The following is a 21791-nucleotide window of genomic DNA, read 5'->3' as shown; positions in this document are numbered from 1 at the left end:
CAGGGTATGCTGCCTTACTCGACGGCTTCGCCGATCACCTGAGGCGGTAGTTCGACCAGCGGTGCCGGGATATCGCAGCTCTTTTCCGGCGACTTGCAGATGTCTGCAATCACGCATCGTTCACATTCCGGGCGGCGGGCCTTGCAGGTATAGCGACCGTGCAGGATCAGCCAGTGATGGGCGTGATAAAGGTAGTGCTTCGGCACGACCTTCATCAGCCGCTCTTCCACCTCCTCGGGCGTCTTTCCCGGTGCGAGCTTGATGCGGTTCGCGATGCGGAAGATGTGGGTGTCCACGGCCATCGTCGCCTGGCCGAAGGCCATTGACAGCACGACATTGGCGGTCTTGCGCCCGACGCCGGGCAAGCGCACCAGTTCCTCTCGTGTCTCGGGCACCTTGCCGCCGAATTCGTCGACCAGCATCTGCGAGAGCGCAATGACGTTCTTTGCTTTGTTCCGGTAAAGACCGATCGTCTTGATGTAATCGCGTAGTTTCTCCTCGCCGAGATCGAGCATCTTCTGCGGCGCATCGGCGACCTTGAAGAGCGCCCGCGTGGCCTTGTTCACGCCGGCATCCGTGGCCTGGGCGGAGAGTGCCACCGCCACGACGAGAGTGAAGGGATTGGTGTGCTCTAGCTCACCGCGCGGCTCGGGCCGCTGGATCGAAAGGCGGCGGAAGATCTCCTCGCGTTCTGCGAGCGAGTAGGCTGTCTTCACCGCAGGCTTGCGGCGGACGATCACATCCGAGTTTTCGGACGGTTTGCTGACGGATTTGAGTTTCGGATTGGCCATGAAAAATCTATACTCATCGGTCATGACGGAAAGCAACGCCGACAGCCGCAACGAGCAGCCTGTTTTCGCAGCCGAGCTCCTTCCCTACCGCTCACTCGGGCGGAAGGGCTTCAAGGTATTGCTCTGTATTTCCGGCGCCATCTGTTTCATGTACGGCATGTTCTTTATCGTCACCGGTGCCTGGCCGATCGGCTTTTTCTTCGGGCTCGACTTTCTGCTGCTCTACGGCGCCTTCTGGCTGAATTACCGGTCCGGCAGGGTGCGGGAAGAGGTGACGGTTTCGCGCACGGATGTATCCGTGCGTAAGTTCTCTCCGTCCGGTCGGATGATCGAACATCATTTCAACCCGTTCTGGACACGCTTTCTCGTGCGGCGGCATCAGGAGATTGGCATTCTTTCCATGCATATTTTCGGCGAAGGCCAACGCACTGATGTCGGCTCCTTCCTCAACCCCGACGATCGCGAAAGCTTCGCCAAGGCCTTCAAATGCGCACTGGCAACGGTCAAGCAGCGTATCTGAGGCATTGCGTAAGAATCGGGCGCAAGAAACGGGTGGTTTGGCTGCCCGCCCTTGATTATCTCCTTTGTAAAGGAGAAAAACGATGAACATGATCGCGAAACTCGACACAGATATCACCCCTGATGGTCCGGACTATGATGTCGTCCGTCAGGTCATCGAGCTGATCAGCGAAGAATATCGCGACCAGCCGTCGCTGGAAGCGATTGCTGCACGGCTGAACCAGTCGCCGACGCAGCTCCAGAAAACCTTTACCCGCTGGGCCGGCCTGTCTCCCAAGGCGTTTCTGCAGGCCGTGACGCTCGACCACGCCAAACGGCTCTTACGCAAGGAAGAGATGCCGCTGCTTGAAACGTCGATCGAGGTCGGTCTGTCTGGCCCGAGCCGCCTGCACGACCTGTTCGTCACGCATGAGGCGATGTCGCCGGGCGAATGGAAGGCGAAGGGCGGCGGGCTGACGATCCGTTACGGGTTTCATACCTGCCCCTTCGGGACAGCTCTCGTCATGGTCACGGAACGCGGGCTTGCGGGCCTTGCCTTCAGCGATACCGGTGATGAAAAAGCCTGCTTTGAGGATATGGCCTGCCGCTGGCCGAATGCTGATTATGTGCAGGACGCCCTAGCGACGAAGTCTTACGCCGAGCGCATCTTCCAGCCGGGGCGCTGGATGTCGGATCAGCCGCTACGCGTCGTCCTGATCGGAACGGATTTCCAGGTCAGCGTCTGGCAGAGCCTTCTGAAAATCCCCTTCGGCAAGGCCGTGACCTATAGCGACATCGCCAAGGACATCGGCCGGCCGACTGCCATGCGCGCCGTCGGCGCAGCGGTCGGGGCCAACCCGATTTCCTTCGTGGTGCCTTGCCACCGTGCGCTCGGAAAAGATGGAGCGCTGACCGGTTATCATTGGGGTCTGACTCGCAAGCGAGCAATGCTCGGCTGGGAATCGGCGCACGCCTGAGGTTTGGATCAGCCGAAGCCGTTCAGGCGGCTTCGGCTAACTCCAGCAATGCCTTTGCCGCACTCTCATCAGTGATCAGCGTATTGCAGCCGATCCGTTTGATCGTGGCCCGGATCGCGACAGCGCGATGTGCGCCGCCGGAGGAAAGCACGATATGCTTCGCCTTCTTCAGCGTATCGAGATCCACCGACATCACCCGCTGATTGATCGAGTGATCGACGGAATTGCCGTCCTTGTCCAGAAAGTTGAACATGGTGTCGCAGACGCAGCCTGCGTCGATCAACTGCTGCAGCTCTGCCTTGGAAATCCAGCCCTCGGAGAGAGAGGTCGAATGCGGGCCGATATCGCCGCAGCTGACGATCGCGAGATCAAGGTTTTCCGCCAGCCGGTAGATCGTATCCAATCCGCATTTTTCGATGAGGTTGCGCTTGGTTTCGATCGAATCCACAAGCAGCGGGGCCAGGAACATATAGCACTCGGCGCCAAGCTGGTTTGCCAGCCGCCAGGTGTAGTCGATCGGGTTCGTCTGATGGACGGCGACGATGCCGCCGAGCAGAGAGACGATCTTGCAATTGTCGCGGCGCGGCGGGCGGAAGCTTGCTAGCGAGGCCGTCATGGTGCGACCCCAGCCGACGCCGATCGTATAGTCGTCCGGGATAGCCTCCGACAGAAACTGGCCGAGGGCCAGGCCGACATTCTTTGCCAGTGAATTGGCGTCGCAATTGGCAGGCTGCGGAACGACGATCGCCTCGTCGAGCCCATAAATCCGTTCGAGCTTGACGGATAGCTCGACGCAGTCGCCGATCGAATCGTTGATCCAGATCTGTACTTCGCTGCGTTTCATCGCCTCATCGAGCAGGCGGATGACGGTCGTGCGGCTGATGCCGAGCTGTTCGGCGACATCCTTCTGGGTCAGGCCCTCGTTATAGTAGAGCCATGCGGCCCGCAGCCTGAGCGACGAGGCTTCGGAATAGGCAGTATGCGTGCCGCGTTTTAGCTTGACCACATCTCCTCCCGCGCCGATTTCGCCCTAGATCTTTGCCATCGATGGCATAAAGTTGCAGCATCGGCTTTGTTCCCGCGATAATGCCGGGTGTGACACTTATGTCAATTGAAATGCACAAATGTCCTTGACTTTTCGTTGCGAGAACGGCGATAGTCGGGGTCGATAACGTCGTTCTTGTCCGTCCAAGGAGGACAATGTGCGGGCATATGGAAAATCCCAACCGGTGTATCAGCCGCAGCACGCTGCAGCGCTTGTGATGCGCGTGCCGTTTTCCGGGGCTTGGACGGCTGCAATTGGGAACACCGCCAATGTCTCTCACGTTTATGAATCATCCGTGACGGCCGCGAGTCCTTCCGTCTGCAGCATCCAAACCATCTGTCTTCAGATCACCTCATCGCCGGGCGGAACTCGTGCCGGTCAGCAGCCCAAGTTCACAAAGGATTTTGACCATGACATCCAAGCTTGACCAACTCCGCGAGATTACAACCGTTGTTGCCGATACCGGCGACATCCAGGCTGTCGCTCGCCTGAAGCCCGTCGATTGCACAACCAATCCGTCCATCGTTCTCAAGGCACTCGGCACCGAGATGTTTGCCGACGACATGAAGGAAGCGATCGCCTGGGGCAAAAAGCTCGGCGGCGATGCCGATGCTGCGGCCGCAGCCGTCGCCGATCGCCTTGCGATTTCCGTGGGCGCTGCACTCGTGAAGCTGGTTCCCGGCCGTGTTTCGACCGAAGTCGACGCCGACCTCTCCTTCGATACCGAAGCTTCGCTCAAGAAGGCCCGCAGCATCATCGCCGCCTACAAGGAGCGCGGCATCGAGAAGGATCGCATCCTCATCAAGCTCGCTTCGACCTGGGAAGGCATTCGCGCTGCCGAAATCCTGCAGAAGGAAGGCATCGACTGCAATCTGACGCTGCTCTTCTCCAAGGCCCAGGCCATCGCCTGCGCTGACGCGGGCGTGTTCCTGATCTCGCCCTTCGTCGGCCGCATCCTCGACTGGTACAAGAAGTCGACAGGGAAGGACTTTACCGCGGAGGAAGATCCGGGCGTTCTGTCCGTTCGCGACATCTACAACTACTACAAGGCCAACGGCATCAAGACAGTCGTCATGGGCGCCTCCTTCCGCAATACCGGCGAGATCGAAGCACTGGCGGGTTGCGACCGCCTGACGATTGCTCCGAACCTGCTCGACGAGTTGTCGAACGATCAAGGCAAGCTTGAGCGCAAGCTTTCGCCGGAAACGATCAAGCCGGCTCCGAAGATCACGGTCGACGAAAAGACCTTCCGCTGGATGATGAACGAAGATGCGATGGCGACCGAAAAGCTCGCTGAAGGCATCCGCGCGTTCGCAAAGGATCTCGGCACGCTGCGTAGCCAGGTCCGCAAGGAACTGCAGCTCGCTGCCGCCTAAGAGGCGTACCAATCACCATTTTATGAAAGGCGTGAGTGCCGCTGGCATCCGCGCCTTTTTGGTGTCGATATCAAAGGCATAGAGGTGGAGGGGAAACGGTGGCTGACGAGGATGATGGAAATTCTCTGGTCTCGCTTGCCCACAAGCACGCGAGTTTCATCATAGCGGCTGCAGGCGGTTTCATCGTCTTTCTGCTCCTGACCTCCAGGGACGTCAGCGCCAGCAATATCCTATTTGGCTGGAATGCGGCTGCGCTTGTTTTCATTGCCATGAGTTGGCGCAAGATGCTGCGGGCGACGGTTGAAAGCATCAAGAAGCGATCCGAAGATCTCGATTTTTCCGACAATTTCCTGCTCTTCCTGTCTATTGTCGCTGCTCTTGCCAGCATTGCCGGAATCGGTATCGAACTTCATTCGATCAAGGATGCCCCGGCTGATATAGCGCTGTGGCGTGCAGCTGCTGCCATCCTGACCATTCTGATTTCCTGGATATTCCTGCACACGCTTTTCACGATCCACTACGCCCATTATTTCTATGGCGGTCCGGACAAGTGCGAAGGGCTCAAATTCCCGGATGGAATCGAAGAGCCCGCGTATTGGGACTTCCTCTATTTCTCTTTCACGATCGGTGTTGCGGCGCAGACGGCCGATGTCGCTGTGACCTCGACGACGATGCGCAAGTTCACCCTGCTGCATGCGATCCTGTCGTTCTTGTTCAACACGACAATTCTGGCGCTGGCGATCAATGTCGGGGCGAGCCTGCTTTAGAACCTTGCGGCAGACCGGAAGAGGCGCTCGAACTCGGAGAGATCGCCCGCAGCGACATCCGAAATCGCCCAGAACATCAGCCCACCATCCGACCATTGCATCATGTTGTAGCCGTCGTGTTCCGTTGTCGTCTGGGCACCGGATCCGGCCGGCAAGATGAACAGGTTGATGACGTGGCCATGGCGCCGGTAGACGAGGGCGGCGACGGCACGTCCGGCGATATAATCGACGCGGCCGCCGACCAGCGGGAAGCCGTCCTTGGTCAGATCGCTGACAGGTGGCGAAAAATCGATCTTGCCGTTGAACCAGGGTTTGACCGTGTGCTGATCCGAGGTCAGGACATCGGTCAAATGATCCGCCATCATCGAGCGGACATGGCTCGACATGATTTCATTCTGCAGAAGCAGGGTCTGTGAAGGCGCGTTGACGAACAGGAAGCCGCTTGCCGCCAGAACGGCCAGGGACGGGACGAAGCTCCATTGCCGGATGAAGTCGAAGGCGCGGCGCCAGAAGGGCGGCTGCCGCGGTGGCGGGCGTACGGCGGTTGCCGTCTGTTCGAAGGACAGCATGGCGAGAACTTGTGATCGCAAGGCCTCTGGCGGTCTCCAGCGAACACCATCCTGATCGATGATCTTCCTCACCGCGCCGATCCTTTCCAGCTCCGCCCGGCAATTTTCGCAGGTCTCGAGATGATTTTCGAACTGCGCTGCATGCACGGAATCAAGTTCACCGTCGATAAACCCGTGCAGCATGATGTGCCATTCAGGGCAGGCTTTCTGATGGGCTTCACTCACTTGGCTGCCTCGCTCTTGTTGCCGGCATCCCAGGCTTCGCCAAATTCGCGCCGGGCTCTCGCAAGACGCGACATGACGGTGCCGATCGGCGCATCGATGATTTCGGCGATCTGTCGATAAGAGAGATCTTCGAGTTCACGCAGGACGAGGATCTCCCGCATCATTACCGGAAGCCTGCTGATCGTGGCTCGCACACGTTGCTGTTCGCTCAACCGCATCAACGCCGTCTCCGGAGAATCCTCCTCCGACGCGATCCGATAGCCTTCATCCTCATCGGAATCGGAGTTGCCGCTGCTGTCCAGATGTTGTTCGAAACGCGCCCTACGACGATCCTGTTGGCGCCAGACATGGCAGCAGTTCCTGACGATGGCAAAGAGCCAGGCACGAGGATCGCCGCCACGATAGGCTTCGAAGTTGCGATAGGCGCGCAGGAATGCCTCCTGGACGATATCCTGAGCAGCATCTGCATCGCGGCTGAGGAAGCGGGCGAAATTATAGGCTGCGTCCAGATGCGGAACCATCACGTTCTGAAAGCGCTGCATGAACTCATGCTGTGCCGACGCATCTTCCGTCGAAGCGGCCCGCTCGCTATCGGATTTGTCCGAGACCGAAAGGTGGAACAGCCACAGAGCGCTGGCGAAAAACCTGCCCAGCGCCGATATTCGAATGCGAGTCTCCGACATTTGCCGAGCGAGCAGCAGCAACCAGTCGTTTGATCCGACGGGATAGGCGATCTGAGCGTTTGTCATCATCCCCTGCCTCAGTTGCAGCCGATTTGGACGTGAGAACCGCGTCATCTGCGGCCCCTTGCAGTCTAGACCGATTGGCGTGTGATTTTATTCCAAATCGTGCCGATTTATTTGCGTTCAGCAGAGCCAAAGCCGCGCAGAACGGAAATACTAACGTATTTCCAATAGCTTACCAAAAATACCGTTCGAGGTGGGAATAACAGCGTGCTGCCGTCGATCTAGTTCGTCAGCGAGGGTGTCAGATGAATTGCAGTCCTCGCCAGTCGAGATGCCATCAACAAGAGGAGGCATATTCATGTTTACCATGTCACGCCGCGCTGTCCTCGGGTCAGCTGCTGCCGCTGCCGCGTTCGGCCTGTCGTCGAAGCTTGAATTCGTCATGCCGGCATTTGCCGCCACCCCGCTGGAGCCGACAGTCGGCTTCTACAGATACAAGGTCGGAGATGTCGAGGTAACGGCAATCTATGACGGCATCTGGAAGAAGCCGCATGATCCGACCTTCATCAAGAACGCCTCGATCGAAGACACCAAGGAGGCGCTTTCCAAGGCCGGATTGACGACAGAATTCATGCCGATCCCGCTGACGGTGGTCGTCCTGACGATCGGCAATCGCATGATCATGATGGATGCCGGTTCCGGCGTCGGTCAGTGGCAGGAAAGTGCCACACATCTGCCGGCCAATATGGCGGCGGCCGGTATCGATTATAAGAAGATCGATACGATCATGATCTCGCATTTTCATCCGGACCACGTCTGGGGCCTGATGGAAAAGGGAACGAACAATCCTGTCTTCCCGAATGCCGAGCTCATCGTCAATGCCGTCGAATATAACTGGTGGACCGATCCCGGCCGTGTCGAAAAGCTGGCCGAAGGCCGCAAGCCCGCTGGCAAGCGTATCGCCGACGTCTTCCCGAAATGGAAGAACTGGAAGCTGGTGAATGACGGGGCAGAGGTTGCGCCGGGCATGATGCTGCTTTCAGCACCCGGCCATACACCTGGCCATTCGACCTACCTCGTCAGCTCCGGCAACAGGCAATTGCTGGTCTCCGCCGATATCATGTATGTGCCGGCGCTGCTTGCCCCGCATCCCGATTGGCAGGGCAGCTATGACCAGGACGGGCCGATGGCCATCAACACGCGCCGCCGCCTCATCGATCGCGTCATTGCCGACAATATCGCGATCTGCGGCTCGCACTTCCCGTTCCCCGGCTCGGGCACCTTCGTCAAGGACGGAAACGCCTATGCTTTCACCCCGACAATACAGGCCTGAACGGCCGAAGGAGCTTATCATGATGAAATATGCCATTCTCGTATTCATCTGGGTTTGTGCCGTTTCCGCTGGCTTTTCTGCGGTGACAGCGTTTCCAGCCTTTGCCGTCGACAATATGGAGTCGACCGACGCTCCTGATCTCACGTCGGTGCGCGCCAAGATCGACGCCAAGGATTATGCCGGCGCGCTCGCTGAACTTCGCGATATTGCCGAAGATAATCAGCAGGCGGACGTTTATAATCTGATGGGATTTACGCTGCGTAAGACGGGCGATTATCCGATGTCGTTGACCTATTATACCAAAGCGCTGGAGCTTCAGCCCGATCATAGGTCGGCGCGTGAATATCTCGGCGAACTCTACATCGAGACCGGCGACATGGCGAAGGCCGAGGAGCAGGCGTCCGTGCTGAAGCAGCTCTGCCCTGCAGGCTGCGAGGAGCTTGAAGATCTGCAAGATGCAATCGCCGCGAGAGCAGGCAAGTGATCCAGGCACAAACGACAAGGCAGGCGGGTTCACCGCCCGCCTCCTTGCAAAGAGGAGGATACGATGGAAAATGTTCCGGGCGGCGTTCGGTTCGCCGATCTCATTCTTCTTCTAGGCAGGCTGCTGCTATCCCTGATTTTCCTCCATGAAGGCGCGACACTCGCTGCGGATATGACCGGCGCGCTTGCCGCCTTTGCGAAGCTTGGTTTGCCGGCGGTCGTGACATTCGGCGTTGTCATCCTGCAGCTCGGCGCCGGTTTCTCCGTTGCCCTCGGTTTGCTCAGCCGGCTCGGCGCGGCCGCGCTGGGGCTGTTCTGCCTCGCTACCGCCTTTTTGTTCCACACTAGCTTCGCGAGCCAAAACGAGCTGCTGCATTTCGAGAAGGATCTTGCGATTGCCGGCGGCATGTTCGTCTTGGCGGTGAAGGGCGCGGGATCGATATCGATCGACAATCTCGTGAAGCGGCGGGTGAAGGAGTTGCATCCCTGGCTCAAGGCGGTGCTCTAGCGAACAGGACTCGCAAGCACCGCCGTCACACCAGTCAGAAGATCGCCTGTCCTGCCATCAAGGCCAGGATGAGGAAGATCAGGAAGATGACGAGGAATATGCCGAAAAGTACGCGGGCGATCGTCGCGGTCGCTGCGGAGATGCCGGAGAAGCCGAAAAAGCCGGCAACGATCGAAATTACCAGAAATATCAGAGCCCATTTTAACATGGATATCTTCCTTCCGTGGTTGCCGGATGAAGACGCGCCAAAGCTGATTTTGTTCCAAATCAGATGAAACGCCGCTCCGCCTCATCATTTCCGTCATCTTGATGGGTGTCGCATCCAACCTAACAGTAAAGCTGCTCAACCGCTGTCGCTGGATCGGCATTGCCATCATCGTCTATGTGCCGCTCGACATAATATGGGAGGGCGGCTGGGAGCTGCTGGCGCTTTATAACCACGCCTAGATTTTCAGGCTCGAGAGCAGCGAGATAAGCTGGGACTGACGCTGCGTGCCGGTTTTGGCGAGAACCCGTTTCACGTAGCCACGAGCCGTCTCATAGCTTAATCCAGATATCTCGGCGATCTGCCGCGGCGACGAACCCTCCATCAGCAGGCGCGCGACCGTTGTTTCCTGTGGGGTGAGCGCGAAAAGCTGGCGCAACAGGTCGCGGCTCGGGGTCGCGCGCTCGGAAAGATCCGTGATGACGGCGACTGCGGCGGAATGCGAGAAGAGGTCGGCCGGCGCGCCATTCAGCCGCTGGGCGCGGATCACCAGCGGCGCCTTTCCCGGACGGGAAAACAGAACGGGCGTGGAAACCGAGGGATCAGCGAAAGTTTCATTCGAAAGGACGGCCTGCAGGTGGCGTCGGAGAAGCCCGGTCTCTTCCTGGCTGATCGCAGTAAGTTCCCGGTCCACGATACGGATATTTCCATCGAGCAGTTTTTCCGCTCGCTGGTTCAGCCGCGTGATCCGCCCGGCCCGATCGACGAAGATGACTGCGGTACCGGCGAGCTCGAAGGCTTCGCTCATGCTGTCGATTCTGGCGGTATGCAGAGCGCGGATGATTTCAGCTGCAACGGTTAGACTCGACTGCATTTTCACAAGCAGCCGTTCGTCGGCGCGATCGAACGGTTGATCTTCAATTCTCCGCTGCAGATTCAGGCTCAGCATCGTATCGCCTGCGGCGAAGCCAATCATGGCGGAATAGCGGAGGCCGAAGCGGGCCAGAAAGTCCGTATAGAAGCTATGATGGTTGAATTCTTCCTCGCCGGCGATGTCGTGCTCGATGACGACGCCCTTGTTCATCGCAACCGGCAAGCCCCGTTCCCGGAAATCGTGCTTGTACCAGTCTTCTTCAAAATAGACCTGGAAGGCATCCAGCAGATTCGGCGTGCTCAGGAAGCCGGAGGGGAATTTCCCTCGCACGGGCAGGATATGAGCCCCTGCAGAGCAGGTTGCTTGGCTGATCTGCTCCAGTGTGCGCTCCCAGTTCGCAGGCACGAGCGCCGCTTCCAGTAATCCCTCCAGGGCTGTCTGAAGCTCGGATATATCGATACGTGTCGCCATCGATAAGTAATGCCTGCCCGATATCCCTGATCCATGAAGAATAACGCCTATTCGCGGAGCGCCACATATAGCGAAATGGCAATTCCACGTTTAGAAATATTATTCTTAGTTGTATTATGACAAAGTGACAAAAGTCACTAATGGCGCAGTGACTTTTGAAGCAGATCAAGAAAATTTTATTCAACTATCCGTGATTAATCATCACATGGCGGACTGTCGTATAGTCTTCCAAAGCAAAGGCGGAGAGATCCTTGCCGTAGCCTGATTGCTTCAAGCCGCCATGCGGCATCTCGTTGACCAGCATGAAATGCGTATTGATCCAGGTGCAGCCATATTGAAGGCGGGCGGCAGTCTTCATGCCGCGGCCGATATCCTTGGTCCAGACGGAGGAGGCAAGGCCGTAGTCGCTATCATTCGCCCAGTTAACTGCATCTCCGACATCGGTGAAACGGGTGACGGAGACGACGGGGCCGAAAACTTCACGGCGGACGATTTCATCGTCCTGCGTGGCGCCTGCAACGACCGTCGGTGCGAAGAAGAAGCCCTTGTCACCTGAGACCCTGCCGCCGGTGGTGATTTCCATGTGCTTGTGTTCCGAGGCGCGGGTGACGAAGCTCTCGACCCGATCGCGCTGGCGCTTGGAAATCAGCGGACCGATTTCGTTTTCGGTGTCGTCGGCCTGGTTGAAGCGGATGCTCGAAACAGCGGAGGTCAGATCGGCGACGAAATTGTCATAGACTTTCGCGTCGGCATAGACGCGGCAGGCGGCCGTGCAGTCCTGACCTGCATTGTAGTAACCGAAGGTGCGGATGCCGGCGACGACGGCATCGATATCGGCATCGTCGAAGACAATGACCGGCGCCTTGCCGCCAAGTTCCAGATGGGTGCGCTTCACGGTCTTGGCGGCGGCCTGGAGCACTTTCTTGCCGGTCGCAATGTCGCCGGTGATCGACACCATGTTGATTTTCGGATGGTTGATCAGTGCGTTGCCGACGCTCTCGCCGCGGCCAAGAACGATGTTGACCACGCCCTCGGGGAGAATATCGGCAAGCAGCTTTGCCATCTTCAGCGCCGTCAGAGGCGTCTGTTCAGACGGCTTGAAGACAACCGTGTTGCCACCGGCAATGGCAGGCGCCAGTTTCCAGGCCATCATCATCAGCGGATAGTTCCAGGGCGCGATCGACCCAACGATGCCGATCGGGTCACGGCGGATCATCGAAGTGTGGCCTGGAAGATATTCGCCGGAGACCGGCCCGTGCAGATTGCGCACCGCGCCGGCAAAGAAACGGTAGCAGTCGACAATGGCCGGGATTTCATCGTTCAGCACGGCATTGATCGGCTTGCCGCAATTCAGCGCTTCGAGCGTGGCAAAGCCCTGCGCGTCCTTTTCAATGGCATCGGCAATTTTCAGGAGGTAGGCGGAGCGCTCGGATGGCGTCACCTGCGACCAGGCGACAAAGGCTTTCTCGGCTGCATCCACGGCTGCATCGATCTGGCCGAGCGAGGCTTCAGGGAGGTTCAGCACAGTCTCGCCCGTCTTCGGGTTCAGAATGTGCTCTTCCGTTTCCGTGCCGCTTTCAAAGCGGGAACCGATCAGCATTTGCGTGTCCATGGGCATTCTCCCTTGTGGTTGGTCGAGTGGGGCGGCGGGGTCCGCATCCCGCTCCGGATTATTTGCCTGCGCCGGCGATCTGGTCGCCGTCGCGTGTGAGGTAGTAGGCTGCCAGGATCGGCAGGAAGGTGACGAGCACGACGGCCATCGCGACGACGTTGGTGACCGGGCGCTGGCGCGGGCGGATCAGCTCTTCGAGCATCCAGATCGGCAGCGTGGATTGCTGGCCGCCGGTGAAGGTAGTGACGATGACCTCGTCGAAGGATAGGGCGAAGGCGAGCATGCCGCCGGCGAGAAGCGCGGTGCCGATATTCGGAAGGATCACATGGCGAAAGGTCTGGAAGCCGTCGGCGCCGAGATCCATCGACGCTTCGATCAGGGAGCCTGACGTGCGCCGGAAACGGGCGACGGCGTTGTTGTAGACGACAACGACGGAGAAGGTGGCGTGACCGAGCACGATCGTCCACACCGAGAAAGGGATATCGAAGAGGCTAAAGGCGGAGCGAAGCGCAATGCCGGTTATGATGCCGGGAAGCGCAATCGGCAGAATGACGAGCAGCGAGACCGCCTCTCGGCCGAAGAATTTCGTCTGGCTGACGGCGGCGGCGCAGAGCGTACCGAGGATCAGCGCGATCACGGTTGCGATGCAGGCAATCTGCAGGGAGAGGCCGAGAGCCGACCAGACATCGGGACGGTTCCAGGCGATGCCGAACCATTGCAGCGTCAGGCCCGGCGGTGGCCATTGATAGCTCTTCTCTTCCGTCGTGAAGGCATAGACGAAGATCAGCAGGATCGGCAGATGCAGGAAGAGCAGACCGCCGGCAGCGGCAAGTTTCAGGATGGGGGGGGATTTCTGTCCGCGATCAGAGCGCATCAAAGGCCCCCATGCGTTTGGCGAGGCACAGATAGACCGCCATGATGGCAATCGGCACGACCGAGAAGGCAGCGGCGAGGGGTACATTGCCGGCCGTTCCCTGCTGCGTATAGACCGCCTGACCGATGAAGAGGCGGGACGAACCGATGATCTGCGGGATGATGTAATCGCCGAGCGTGAGCGAGAAGGTGAAGATCGAGCCGGCGACGATGCCGGGCAGCGCCAGCGGGAAAAGCACGGTTCGGAACGTTTGACGCGGCGTCGCACCGAGATCGGCAGATGCCTCGATCAGGTTGCCGGGCACGCGTTCGAGGGCTGCCTGCGTCGGCAGGATCATGTAAGGCAGCCAGATATAGACGAAGACGATGAAGGTGCCGAGATAGCTGACGGAAAGCGAATTGCCGCCGACGACCGGCAGGGCAAGGATACCGTCGAGCAGCCAGGAGAGATAGAGCTTGTCGAAGAGCCAGGTGAGGATGCCTTCCTTTGCGAGGATCAGCTTCCAGGCATAGATCTTCACGAGATAGCTCGACCAGAGCGGCAGCATGACGCCGAGATAGAACAGGGCTTTCCATTTTCCCTGCGCGTAGCGCGCCGCATAATAGGCGATGGGGAAGGCGACAAGGGCAGAGGCGACCGTCACCAGCGCCGCCATCAGGATTGTTCTGATGATGATGTCGAAATTGCTGGGATTAAAGAGCTGTGCATAGGTGTCGAGGGTGAATTCGTAGTTCACCATCCCCGAGAAATCGTCGATCGAGAAGAAGCTTTGCAGCAGCAGCGCGATCAGCGAGCCGATATAGATGATGCCGAGCCAGAGCAGCGGCGGCGTCAGCATCAGGAACAGAAGCAGTTTCGGGTGGCGCCAGAAATTGTCCGAGAGACGACCGAAGACGCCGCCGCGCCGAGGCAGGATCGAGGTTTCCGGCTTGATGATCGCCAGTGCCGTCATGCTGCATAATCCATGTAGTGCACGTCGCCTTGCTGCCAGGCGAGGCGGATGGCAGTGCCGATATCGGGTATGTCGCTGCCGGCCGGCAACATGACATGCAAGCGCAATCCTTCGATGCTGACGGTAAGGCGGGTTGAGGCACCCAGGAAGCTGGCATTTTCGACCCTGGCTTCTATGCCGTCGGCTACAAGACGGATTGCTTCCGGCCTTAGGCTCGCCCAGCGCTTCTCGCCGCCCAGGGCCGTCATGACATCGGGGGAAATGACATTCGACGAGCCGACGAAATCAGCGACGAAACGTGTCCTCGGGCGACGGTAAATGTCCTGCGGCGTCCCTTGCTGGACGATGCCGCCATTGTTGAAGACCGCAACTCGGTCGGCCATCGAGAGCGCCTCGCTCTGGTCGTGAGTGACGAAGATGAAGGTAATACCGAGCGCGCGCTGGAGGCTTTTCAGTTCTTCCTGCATCTGTTCGCGCAGCTTCAGATCCAGAGCGCCGAGGGGCTCGTCGAGCAGAAGTACCCTGGGCTTGTTGACGAGCGCGCGGGCAAGCGCCACGCGCTGCCGTTGGCCGCCAGAGAGCTGCCCAGGGCGGCGGCTGCCATAGCCGGGCAGCTTCACCAGCTCCAGCGCCTTTTCAGCCTCTTTGACGCGCTCCGCCTTGCCGACGCCCTTGACCATCAGCCCGTAGGCGACGTTGCCGAGTATATCGAGATGCGGGAAGAGCGCGTAATCTTGAAAGACAGTGTTGACGTTGCGGCGATAGGGCGGAACATTCTCGGCGGTTTCGCCGAAGATTTCGATATGCCCCGATGTCGGCTGTTCGAAGCCTGCGATCAGCCTCAGGCAGGTTGTCTTGCCGGAACCGGACGGGCCGAGCATGGCAAAGAATTCGCCGGGCGCGATCTCGAGGTCGACGCCGTCGACGGCGCGGACGGCGCCAAAATGGCGAGAGACCTTCTGGAAACGAACGGCAGACGTCATGGGGGCTCCGGATCTGTATCATTCGAGGGGGCGTTGGTCTTAGTTCGAAAGACCCCGCCCCAAACCCCTCCCCACATGGGGGAGGGGCTTAACCTGCGGCGCCCACTCAAACCTTTCGGCGTTTCAGCAGGAATGCGGCGGTGCCCTCCGGCCCCTCCAGTTTGCGAGGAGTTGGGAAAGGCACTTACGGCATCGGCCCGGCGCTACCGCCCGCCGATCACGCCGATATAGTCAGATACCCAGCGATGATAGGGCACGCATTCGCTCTCGCTTGTGCATTTGGCGATGGGCGTCTTCCAGAACTTGATCTTGTCGAAGTGATCATAGCCGTTGGTGTTGCAGCCGGCGTCGGTCAGGAGTTCGTTGCCCTTGCAGGCGGCCGGAACCGAGGGTACGGCGCCGAACCACGCGGCGGCATCACCCTGGACCTTTGCCTTCAGGGAATGCTCCATCCACATATAGGCGCAGTTCGGATGCTCGCTGTCGGCATGCAACATGGTCGTGTCGGCCCAGCCGGTCACGCCCTCCTCCGGGAAGGTCGAGGCAATCTTCTGCTTGTCTGCCTGCAGCAGGTTGACCTGGAAAGGCCAGGAGCCGGAGGCCACGACACCTTCGTTTTTGAAGTCATCGACCTGAATCATCGCATCGTGCCAGTAGCGCGAGACAATCTTGCGCTGGCCGCGCAGCAGATCGAGTGCCGCCTTATACTGGTCTTCGTTGAGTTCGTATGGGTCTTTGATGCCGAGATCGGGCTTGTGCGCCATCAGATACAGGGCCGCATCTGCAATATAAATCGGACCGTCATAGGCCTGAACACGACCCTTGTTGGACTTACCATCGGGCAGGTCCTGTTCTTCGAAGACGATATTCCAGCTCGTCGGTGCTTTATCTTTGAAAGTATCGGTATTATACATCAGAACGTTCGGCCCCCAGAGATAGGGCACGCCATAGTGGACACCCTTTACGGTGTGCCAGGGGGCGTTCTGCAGACGCTCGTCGATGGTCTTGAAGCTCGGGATGAGGTCAGTGTTGATCGGCTGCACGCGCTTGCCGGCGACGAGGCGCAGGGAAGCGTCGCCCGAGGCGGTAACGAGATCGAAGCCGCCTTCGTTCATCAAAGCCACCATTTCATCCGAGGTGGCGGCGGTCTTTACAGAAACCTTGCAGCCTGTTTCCTTTTCGAAATCGGTGACCCAGTCGTAACTCTTGTCGGTTTCGCCACGCTCAATATAGCCGGCCCAAGCGACGATGCTGACAGCGCCTTCACCCTTGCCCAATTCTTTCAGCGGTTCGGCAGCGACAACCTGTGTCGCAAAGCTCAGACTCGCGAGCGCAGCAGTGCACGATTTCAGAAGAGGCTTCATCGTTTGTCTCCCGGTTCGGTGCCGCTTTTGCGGCATTTTGTTCCCGGAAGAAAAGGTGACGCGGAAAGGTCGGTTTCGCAAATTCATTTATCAGAACGTCGATATCGGAATTTCCGATACCTAGCGCGATCTACCCGATCGCATATTCTCGGCGATAGCCACGAAATCGCGTGCTGCCTGCGGCAGGCTGGAGCCCTTGCGCCAGACCATGCCGACCTGCACGACGGGCAGGGAGCCGGAGACATCGCGGCTCTCGATGCGGTCGCCTTCCAGCGACCATGGGCGATAGACGAGGTCGGGAAGCAGCGCCACGCCGGCGCCTGTCGCGACCAGGCTGCGCACGGCCTCCACCGAACGGGTGCGGAAGGCGACGTGCGGGCGGGCGCCGAGCGCGGTCAGCAGTTTGCCAGTATTCTCCTCGATCTCGTCCACCGTCAGCATGATGAGCGGTTCGCGGGCGATATCGGCAACGGAAATGATATCGGCAGAAACGAGCGGGTGCCCCATCGGCAGCCAGAGGCGATAGGGTGAGGTTTCCAGGATTTCGGCCTGCAGGGCCATGCGGTCACGCAGATTTGAAATCACCATGACGGCGACATCCAGTTCGCCGCCGACGAGCAGATGTTCGAGATAGCCACCATTATCCTCGATGGCGCTGACCTCGACGCCGGGGCAGGCGCGACGATAGCGGGCCAGCAGATCTGACAGGACATAACCCGCAACGAGCGACGTGACACCGATATTCAGCGTGCCGCCACGGGCATCCTGCTGACCTGAAAAACTGGTGCGCGCGTCCGAGACGGTTGCCAGGATTTTCGTGGCATGACGGAGGAACTGGTGACCGTTATGGGTGATAGAGAGTCCTCTCGGGTGGCGCTCGAAGAGCGCGACTCCGAGGTCGCTTTCCAGTTCTTTCAGCGCCTCGGTGATCGAGGATTGCGAGATCGACAGGTTCTGCGCAGCGCGCGTGACCGAGCCCTGTTCGGCAACTGCGACGAAATATTGGATCTGGCGAAGCGTGAAGGCCATGGCATTTTAGAGCATGCGTTTCAGCGATCTGGCAAGCGCCTCGGCGGCTGGACCTTTTTTGGTATTTTGTCAGTTCGGGACAAAGTCGGAGAGGCCACTTAAAGATTCCGAAACGTCATTTCCCTTAGTTTCACAGTCACTTGTATTGCGTTGGAGTTTGTAGATGGCGGAGCAGTTGGCGTGAAGGCCTTACTGCGCATATTCCGGCCTTCCCGGAAATTGGCTTTGATCATCGGTGGCAGCGCCCTGTTGGCGGGCGTTTCCGGCGGCGCAGCGGTTTATGTCGGTAAAAACAGGCTGCTGGGCGACGGGGAATCTGCCGATGGCGTTGCCTGCACCGACGTCAATCTCGTGACGATCAAGAAGCAGGACCACGTCTGGGTCCGCAAATATATCAAGACCGAACCCGTCGACGGAATGACTCGCGTCAAGACGGCGCTGCGTGTCGCACAGGCCGTATATGCGGCTCAAAAACCCGACCTCGTACAGGTCGTAGTGCTCGATGAAAACGGTCCGTCCCTGCGTTCGGATATTCGCGGTCGGGCGATCGGTGCCGACGTGGTTTATATCGCGCATCCCGATAAAATGGTCGAAGGCTTGGATGACAAGTCCTATACGGCCCGCTACTACGACGGCAAGGCCAGCGAGCGGGGCCTCTTCTATGGCGAGCGCGTCGATCTGCCGGATGATCAGATTGCGGCGCTGAACGCCAGCCTCAAGAATCCCGCCGATTGCATCGATCCGGTCGCGGTTGCTTCCACCAAGGGGGAGGGTAAGGCCACCGCGCCGAAGGCCAAGGAGCCTGAGGAACTATCTGCTGAAGAACAAGCTGCCAAGGATGCTGCCACTCCCGCAGAAGTCGCACCCGCAGAAGCTGCACCCGCAGAGGAAGCGCCTGCCAAGAGCGGACACTAGGCTCGAAACAATCAGGCCGCCGGCGGCTACATAATCTGAGAGAAGACCTCAAAAAAACGGAGCGTCCTTTCAGGCGCCCCGTTTCTTTGTTCGGACAGCTCGTTTCTCAGTCCGCTTTGCTGCGGCGGGCGGGGAAGAGGATGACGTCACGGATCGACGGCGCGTTGGTGAGCAGCATGATCAGGCGGTCGACGCCGATGCCGAGACCGCCGGCAGGCGGCATACCCTGGTCGATCGCATCGAGGAACTCCTCGTCGAGCTGCTTTTCCTTTTCACCACGTGCATGCGCCTGCTCGAGTTGCTCCACCATGCGACGGCGCTGCTCTTCCGGATCGTTGAGCTCGGAGAAGGCGTTACCGAGTTCCCAGGCGTTGCAATAGGTCTCGAAACGCTCGACGAGGCGCGGTTCGCCCGGCACCTCCTTGGCAAAGGGCGAAATGTCCTTCGGGAAATGCGTGACGTGGGAGGGCTGGATCAGCGTCTGCTCGACCCTTTCCTCGAAGATGAAGGCCAGGCATTCGCCCCAGGTCCAGTCCTTCTCGACTTCGAAGCCGGCAGCCTTGGCGGCGGCGCGGGCTTCCTCGTCCGTCTTCATCGCCAGAAAGTCGATGCCGGTGACTTCCTTGACGGCGTCAGGCATCGGTACGCGCTTGAACGGACCTTTGAACGATATGGTCTTGTCGCCGAAGGGGAATTCCGTCGTGCCGTGGATGGAGAGCGCCAAGGTCTCGAACAGCCGCTCGACGAGGTCCATGATGTCCTCATAATCGGCGTAGGCCCAATAGCACTCCATCATGGTGAATTCCGGATTGTGCCGGGTGGAGACGCCTTCATTGCGGAAGTTGCGGTTGATCTCGAAGACCTTGTCGGTGAGGCCCGAGACCAACGTGCGCTTCAGGAACAGTTCCGGCGCGATGCGCAGGTACATGTCGAGCTTCAGCGTGTTGTGATGCGTCTTGAACGGCTCGGCGGTGGCGCCGCCATAGACCGAATGCAGCATCGGCGTTTCGACTTCCATGAAACCGTCGTTTTCCATGAAACGGCGGATGCCGGAAACAATCTTCGAACGCTGCTGGAAACGCAGCTTTGATTCCTCGTTGGTCATGATATCGAGGTGGCGCTTGCGGTAGCGCAGCTCGATGTCGGAGAGGCCGTGCCACTTTTCAGGCATCGGCAACAGCGACTTGGTCAGCATCTCGATCTTCTGGGCGTTGATCGTCAGTTCGCCGCGCTTGGTGCGGCGCACGATGCCGGTCACGCCGATAATGTCGCCGATATCGATCATCGGCAGAAGCGCACGCGCTTCTTGCGGGGTGGTGTCCTTGTGACTGAAAATCTGGATCTTGCCGCCAGCGTCACGGATGTCCATGAACATGCCGGAGTTGCGCGACGAGTAAACGCGGCCGGCGACGGTGACGACATCCTGTGTCTCGACGTCGGGTTCCAGGCCTTCGTATTTCGCAGCCAATTCTGCATTGGTCATCGTCCGGTGGAAATGCGCCGGATAAACGTCGCCGATCTGCTCGCGCAGCAGCTTCAGCTTCTGGGCGCGAACCTCCGTTGCGTCGGAAGAGAGGGTGTTTTCGGTTTTGTTGTCAGCCATTGTCGAAATCCTCGGACTGTTCTTACTTCGCGCCGACGAGGGCGGCGACTGCCTGCGAGGCGAGCTTCAGGCGCTGGCGGACGACCGAGCGGCCGAGGATCGCCATGGAATCGAAGAGCGGCAGCGAGCGCGACGAGCCGGAAACGGCAACGAAAAGCGGTGCGACGACGACCTTCAGCTTCTTGCCCATGCGATCGGCGACGGCGCGCAGTTCGGCCTCGATCGTCTCCACGTTCCATTCCAGAATCTTTTCGAGATCCGGCTGGACGCTATTGAGGATCTCAAGGATCTCTTCCGGCGGCGACTTGATCTTGGCGAAGTCGGACGGCTGCAGGCCAAGATCGGACTTCAGCAGGAAGCCGGCGAGATCAGGCAGTTCACCGAGCTTGGAAATGCGTGTCTGCGACAGGCGCAGGCCTGCCTGCAGGCGGTCATTCTCCATTGCCCAGGACAGCACGCGGGCGTGAAATTCCTCTACCGACAGCTTTTCGCGGATCCAGCGGCCGTTCAGCCAGTCGAGCTTCTGGATATCGAAGATCGCGCCGGCCTTGGACAGGTTTTCGGGATCGAACTTTTCGGAGAGTTCCTCCATCGTCAGCAGTTCTTCGCCTTCGGCGATCTGGATGAAGAACAGGCCGAGGAAGTTCATCAGCGCCTCGGGGATATAACCCAGCGCGGAATAGTAGGAGATCGAGGTCGGGTTCTTGCGCTTCGACAGCTTGGACTTGTCGGCGTTGCGCATCAGAGACAGATGCATGAACACCGGCTGGTCCCAGCCGAAATAGCGGTAGAGCAGAATGTGCTTCGGCACGGAAGCCAGCCACTCCTCGCCGCGGGCGACATGGGTAATCTTCATCAGATGGTCGTCGATGACGTTTGCCATGTGATAGGTCGGCATGCCGTCGGCCTTGATCAGCACCTGCATGTCGACGGAATCCCACGGGATCGACACGTCGCCATAGACGCCGTCGGTGAAATCGCATGAGCCTTCGGTCGGGATCTTCATACGGATGACCGTGGTTTCGCCGGCGGCCATGCGCGAGGTGACTTCCTCGGCCTTGAGCGTGAGGCAGAGACCGTCATACTTCGGCTGCTTGCCGGCGGCGCGCTGGGTCTCGCGCATCTGCTCCAGGCGTTCAGGAGTGCAGAAACAGCGGAAGGCATGGCCCTTGTCCAGCAGTTCCTGGGCGTAAGGCTGATACATGTCCTTGCGGTTAGACTGGCGATAGGGGCCATAGGGGCCGCCGATATCGGGTCCTTCCTTCCATTCCAGCCCGCACCATTTCAGCGCATCCAGCACCTTCGTCTCAAATTCGGGGGTCGAGCGCGTCGCATCGGTATCCTCGATGCGCAGGATGAACTCGCCGCCGTGCTTCTTGGCAAAGAGGTAGTTGAAGAGAGCGATGTAAGCAGTGCCGACATGCGGCTCGCCGGTCGGCGAGGGAGCGATGCGGACGCGGACGCCGGAAGCTGTCATTTTATGTGCCCGTCAATGAATGCCGAGCGGCTTTTCAATGAAAGCGACGTCCGGCCTGGAGAATTCAGATATCTTTCGGAAACCGGCCGGAGGAAGGCACCTGCCCGCATAATCCGCCGATTATCCTGATGGCTGCGCTTAGGCCATATTCAAAAGGGCGCGTCAAGGAAAACC

23 protein-coding genes are annotated in these 21791 nt (G+C 59.0%); 9 read left to right on the top strand and 14 right to left on the bottom strand.

The window, feature by feature from the left end; translation table 11 throughout:
* Window positions 1-14 precede the first annotated feature (14 nt).
* Window positions 15-791 carry an endonuclease III gene (gene nth / locus FHX15_RS17200; RefSeq protein ID WP_246778980.1) on the bottom strand — a complete coding sequence of 259 codons (777 nt, stop codon included), beginning with the start codon at window positions 789-791 and terminating at the stop codon, window positions 15-17.
* 22 nt (window positions 792-813) lie between these two features.
* Here nth and FHX15_RS17195 point away from each other — a divergent pair, with 22 nt between their 5' ends.
* Together FHX15_RS17195 and FHX15_RS17190 are read left to right on the top strand one after the other, a co-directional pair.
* Window positions 814-1311 (top strand): DUF2244 domain-containing protein, encoded by a 498-nt coding sequence (locus FHX15_RS17195; protein ID WP_184399289.1) that lies wholly within the window; start codon window positions 814-816, stop codon window positions 1309-1311.
* Between the two features lie 82 nt (window positions 1312-1393).
* Window positions 1394-2266, top strand: coding sequence for a methylated-DNA--[protein]-cysteine S-methyltransferase (locus FHX15_RS17190; protein ID WP_184399135.1), 873 nt, complete (start codon window positions 1394-1396; stop codon window positions 2264-2266).
* Window positions 2267-2288: 22 nt separating this feature from the next.
* On the opposite strand, the gene FHX15_RS17185 is transcribed toward FHX15_RS17190, so the two are convergent.
* A complete protein-coding gene (locus tag FHX15_RS17185) occupies window positions 2289-3272 on the bottom strand; it encodes a sugar-binding transcriptional regulator (protein WP_184399133.1) in 984 nt (327 codons plus the stop codon).
* 449 nt (window positions 3273-3721) lie between these two features.
* On the opposite strand from FHX15_RS17185, the gene tal reads away from it, so the two are divergent.
* Together tal and FHX15_RS17175 are read left to right on the top strand one after the other, a co-directional pair.
* Complete coding sequence (tal, locus tag FHX15_RS17180) at window positions 3722-4687, top strand: transaldolase (RefSeq protein WP_184399131.1); 966 nt, start codon at window positions 3722-3724, stop codon at window positions 4685-4687.
* 98 nt (window positions 4688-4785) lie between these two features.
* Complete coding sequence (locus FHX15_RS17175) at window positions 4786-5454, top strand: DUF1345 domain-containing protein (protein WP_184399129.1); 669 nt, start codon at window positions 4786-4788, stop codon at window positions 5452-5454.
* Here FHX15_RS17175 and FHX15_RS17170 read toward each other — a convergent pair.
* Window positions 5451-6248: an anti-sigma factor family protein gene (locus FHX15_RS17170; RefSeq protein ID WP_184399128.1), complete on the bottom strand. Its 798-nt coding sequence runs from the start codon at window positions 6246-6248 to the stop codon at window positions 5451-5453. The two genes, FHX15_RS17175 and FHX15_RS17170, sit on opposite strands and share 4 nt — an antisense overlap.
* A complete protein-coding gene (locus FHX15_RS17165) occupies window positions 6245-7000 on the bottom strand; it encodes a sigma-70 family RNA polymerase sigma factor (RefSeq protein ID WP_184399126.1) in 756 nt (251 codons plus the stop codon). The genes FHX15_RS17170 and FHX15_RS17165 overlap by 4 nt, the downstream gene beginning before the upstream one ends.
* Before the next feature lie 292 nt (window positions 7001-7292).
* Here FHX15_RS17165 and FHX15_RS17160 point away from each other — a divergent pair, with 292 nt between their 5' ends.
* The 3 genes from FHX15_RS17160 to FHX15_RS17150 all read left to right on the top strand — a co-directional run bounded on the left by FHX15_RS17160 (window position 7293) and on the right by FHX15_RS17150 (window position 9258).
* Window positions 7293-8267, top strand: coding sequence for an MBL fold metallo-hydrolase (locus FHX15_RS17160; RefSeq protein WP_184399124.1), 975 nt, complete (start codon window positions 7293-7295; stop codon window positions 8265-8267).
* Window positions 8268-8286: 19 nt separating this feature from the next.
* Complete coding sequence (locus tag FHX15_RS17155; RefSeq protein WP_184399122.1) at window positions 8287-8751, top strand: tetratricopeptide repeat protein; 465 nt, start codon at window positions 8287-8289, stop codon at window positions 8749-8751.
* A gap of 63 nt (window positions 8752-8814) precedes the next feature.
* Window positions 8815-9258 (top strand): DoxX family protein, encoded by a 444-nt coding sequence (locus tag FHX15_RS17150; protein WP_184399120.1) that lies wholly within the window; start codon window positions 8815-8817, stop codon window positions 9256-9258.
* A 34-nt stretch (window positions 9259-9292) separates the two neighbouring features.
* Here the strand turns inward: FHX15_RS17150 and FHX15_RS17145 are convergent, their stop codons facing one another.
* On the bottom strand, window positions 9293-9466 hold the full coding sequence (locus FHX15_RS17145; protein WP_112544349.1) for a DUF1328 domain-containing protein: 174 nt from the start codon (window positions 9464-9466) through the stop codon (window positions 9293-9295).
* Window positions 9467-9567: 101 nt separating this feature from the next.
* Between FHX15_RS17145 and FHX15_RS17140 the strand changes: the two genes are divergently transcribed.
* On the top strand, window positions 9568-9705 hold the full coding sequence (locus FHX15_RS17140; protein ID WP_409527020.1) for a hypothetical protein: 138 nt from the start codon (window positions 9568-9570) through the stop codon (window positions 9703-9705).
* On the opposite strand, the gene FHX15_RS17135 is transcribed toward FHX15_RS17140, so the two are convergent.
* The 7 genes from FHX15_RS17135 to FHX15_RS17105 all read right to left on the bottom strand — a co-directional run bounded on the left by FHX15_RS17135 (window position 9702) and on the right by FHX15_RS17105 (window position 17622).
* Window positions 9702-10808, bottom strand: a complete 1107-nt coding sequence (locus FHX15_RS17135; protein ID WP_184399118.1) for a helix-turn-helix transcriptional regulator — start codon at window positions 10806-10808, stop codon at window positions 9702-9704. The genes FHX15_RS17140 and FHX15_RS17135 overlap by 4 nt on opposite strands.
* 184 nt (window positions 10809-10992) lie before the next feature.
* A complete protein-coding gene (locus FHX15_RS17130; RefSeq protein WP_184399116.1) occupies window positions 10993-12420 on the bottom strand; it encodes a gamma-aminobutyraldehyde dehydrogenase in 1428 nt (475 codons plus the stop codon).
* Between the two features lie 58 nt (window positions 12421-12478).
* Window positions 12479-13294 carry an ABC transporter permease gene (locus FHX15_RS17125; RefSeq protein WP_184399114.1) on the bottom strand — a complete coding sequence of 272 codons (816 nt, stop codon included), beginning with the start codon at window positions 13292-13294 and terminating at the stop codon, window positions 12479-12481.
* A complete protein-coding gene (locus FHX15_RS17120; RefSeq protein ID WP_184399112.1) occupies window positions 13284-14246 on the bottom strand; it encodes an ABC transporter permease in 963 nt (320 codons plus the stop codon). Before FHX15_RS17120 ends, FHX15_RS17125 begins: the two co-directional genes overlap by 11 nt.
* Window positions 14243-15229, bottom strand: a complete 987-nt coding sequence (locus tag FHX15_RS17115) for an ABC transporter ATP-binding protein (RefSeq protein WP_184399110.1) — start codon at window positions 15227-15229, stop codon at window positions 14243-14245. The genes FHX15_RS17120 and FHX15_RS17115 overlap by 4 nt, the downstream gene beginning before the upstream one ends.
* A gap of 203 nt (window positions 15230-15432) precedes the next feature.
* Window positions 15433-16593 (bottom strand): ABC transporter substrate-binding protein, encoded by a 1161-nt coding sequence (locus FHX15_RS17110; protein ID WP_184399107.1) that lies wholly within the window; start codon window positions 16591-16593, stop codon window positions 15433-15435.
* A gap of 120 nt (window positions 16594-16713) precedes the next feature.
* On the bottom strand, window positions 16714-17622 hold the full coding sequence (locus tag FHX15_RS17105) for a LysR family transcriptional regulator (RefSeq protein WP_184399105.1): 909 nt from the start codon (window positions 17620-17622) through the stop codon (window positions 16714-16716).
* A 180-nt stretch (window positions 17623-17802) separates the two neighbouring features.
* Here FHX15_RS17105 and FHX15_RS17100 point away from each other — a divergent pair, with 180 nt between their 5' ends.
* Window positions 17803-18537: a hypothetical protein gene (locus FHX15_RS17100; protein ID WP_184399103.1), complete on the top strand. Its 735-nt coding sequence runs from the start codon at window positions 17803-17805 to the stop codon at window positions 18535-18537.
* 106 nt (window positions 18538-18643) lie between these two features.
* Here the strand turns inward: FHX15_RS17100 and lysS are convergent, their stop codons facing one another.
* Window positions 18644-20140: a lysine--tRNA ligase gene (gene lysS / locus FHX15_RS17095; RefSeq protein ID WP_184399100.1), complete on the bottom strand. Its 1497-nt coding sequence runs from the start codon at window positions 20138-20140 to the stop codon at window positions 18644-18646.
* Window positions 20141-20162: 22 nt separating this feature from the next.
* On the bottom strand, window positions 20163-21617 hold the full coding sequence (gene gltX / locus FHX15_RS17090) for a glutamate--tRNA ligase (protein WP_184399099.1): 1455 nt from the start codon (window positions 21615-21617) through the stop codon (window positions 20163-20165).
* Between the last annotated feature and the right edge of the window lie 174 nt (window positions 21618-21791).

The sequence above is a fragment of the Rhizobium sp. BK650 genome, from assembly GCF_014195325.1.
GTDB lineage: Bacteria > Pseudomonadota > Alphaproteobacteria > Rhizobiales > Rhizobiaceae > Rhizobium.
This window is presented reverse-complemented; position numbering and strand designations above follow the sequence as displayed.

Bases quoted from the DNA above. Each gene is read 5' to 3' on its own strand.
- nth (WP_246778980.1), bottom strand. From the start codon at position 791: ATGGCCAATCCGAAACTCAAATCCGTCAGCAAACCGTCCGAAAACTCG.
- FHX15_RS17195 (WP_184399289.1), top strand. From the start codon at position 814: ATGACGGAAAGCAACGCCGACAGCCGCAACGAGCAGCCTGTTTTCGCA.
- FHX15_RS17190 (WP_184399135.1), top strand. From the start codon at position 1,394: ATGAACATGATCGCGAAACTCGACACAGATATCACCCCTGATGGTCCG.
- tal (WP_184399131.1), top strand. From the start codon at position 3,722: ATGACATCCAAGCTTGACCAACTCCGCGAGATTACAACCGTTGTTGCC.
- FHX15_RS17165 (WP_184399126.1), bottom strand. From the start codon at position 7,000: ATGATGACAAACGCTCAGATCGCCTATCCCGTCGGATCAAACGACTGG.
- FHX15_RS17160 (WP_184399124.1), top strand. From the start codon at position 7,293: ATGTTTACCATGTCACGCCGCGCTGTCCTCGGGTCAGCTGCTGCCGCT.
- FHX15_RS17155 (WP_184399122.1), top strand. From the start codon at position 8,287: ATGATGAAATATGCCATTCTCGTATTCATCTGGGTTTGTGCCGTTTCC.
- FHX15_RS17150 (WP_184399120.1), top strand. From the start codon at position 8,815: ATGGAAAATGTTCCGGGCGGCGTTCGGTTCGCCGATCTCATTCTTCTT.
- FHX15_RS17145 (WP_112544349.1), bottom strand. From the start codon at position 9,466: ATGTTAAAATGGGCTCTGATATTTCTGGTAATTTCGATCGTTGCCGGC.
- FHX15_RS17140 (WP_409527020.1), top strand. From the start codon at position 9,568: ATGGGTGTCGCATCCAACCTAACAGTAAAGCTGCTCAACCGCTGTCGC.
- FHX15_RS17135 (WP_184399118.1), bottom strand. From the start codon at position 10,808: ATGGCGACACGTATCGATATATCCGAGCTTCAGACAGCCCTGGAGGGA.
- FHX15_RS17130 (WP_184399116.1), bottom strand. From the start codon at position 12,420: ATGGACACGCAAATGCTGATCGGTTCCCGCTTTGAAAGCGGCACGGAA.
- FHX15_RS17125 (WP_184399114.1), bottom strand. From the start codon at position 13,294: ATGCGCTCTGATCGCGGACAGAAATCCCCCCCCATCCTGAAACTTGCC.
- FHX15_RS17120 (WP_184399112.1), bottom strand. From the start codon at position 14,246: ATGACGGCACTGGCGATCATCAAGCCGGAAACCTCGATCCTGCCTCGG.
- FHX15_RS17115 (WP_184399110.1), bottom strand. From the start codon at position 15,229: ATGACGTCTGCCGTTCGTTTCCAGAAGGTCTCTCGCCATTTTGGCGCC.
- FHX15_RS17110 (WP_184399107.1), bottom strand. From the start codon at position 16,593: ATGAAGCCTCTTCTGAAATCGTGCACTGCTGCGCTCGCGAGTCTGAGC.
- FHX15_RS17105 (WP_184399105.1), bottom strand. From the start codon at position 17,622: ATGGCCTTCACGCTTCGCCAGATCCAATATTTCGTCGCAGTTGCCGAA.
- lysS (WP_184399100.1), bottom strand. From the start codon at position 20,140: ATGGCTGACAACAAAACCGAAAACACCCTCTCTTCCGACGCAACGGAG.
- gltX (WP_184399099.1), bottom strand. From the start codon at position 21,617: ATGACAGCTTCCGGCGTCCGCGTCCGCATCGCTCCCTCGCCGACCGGC.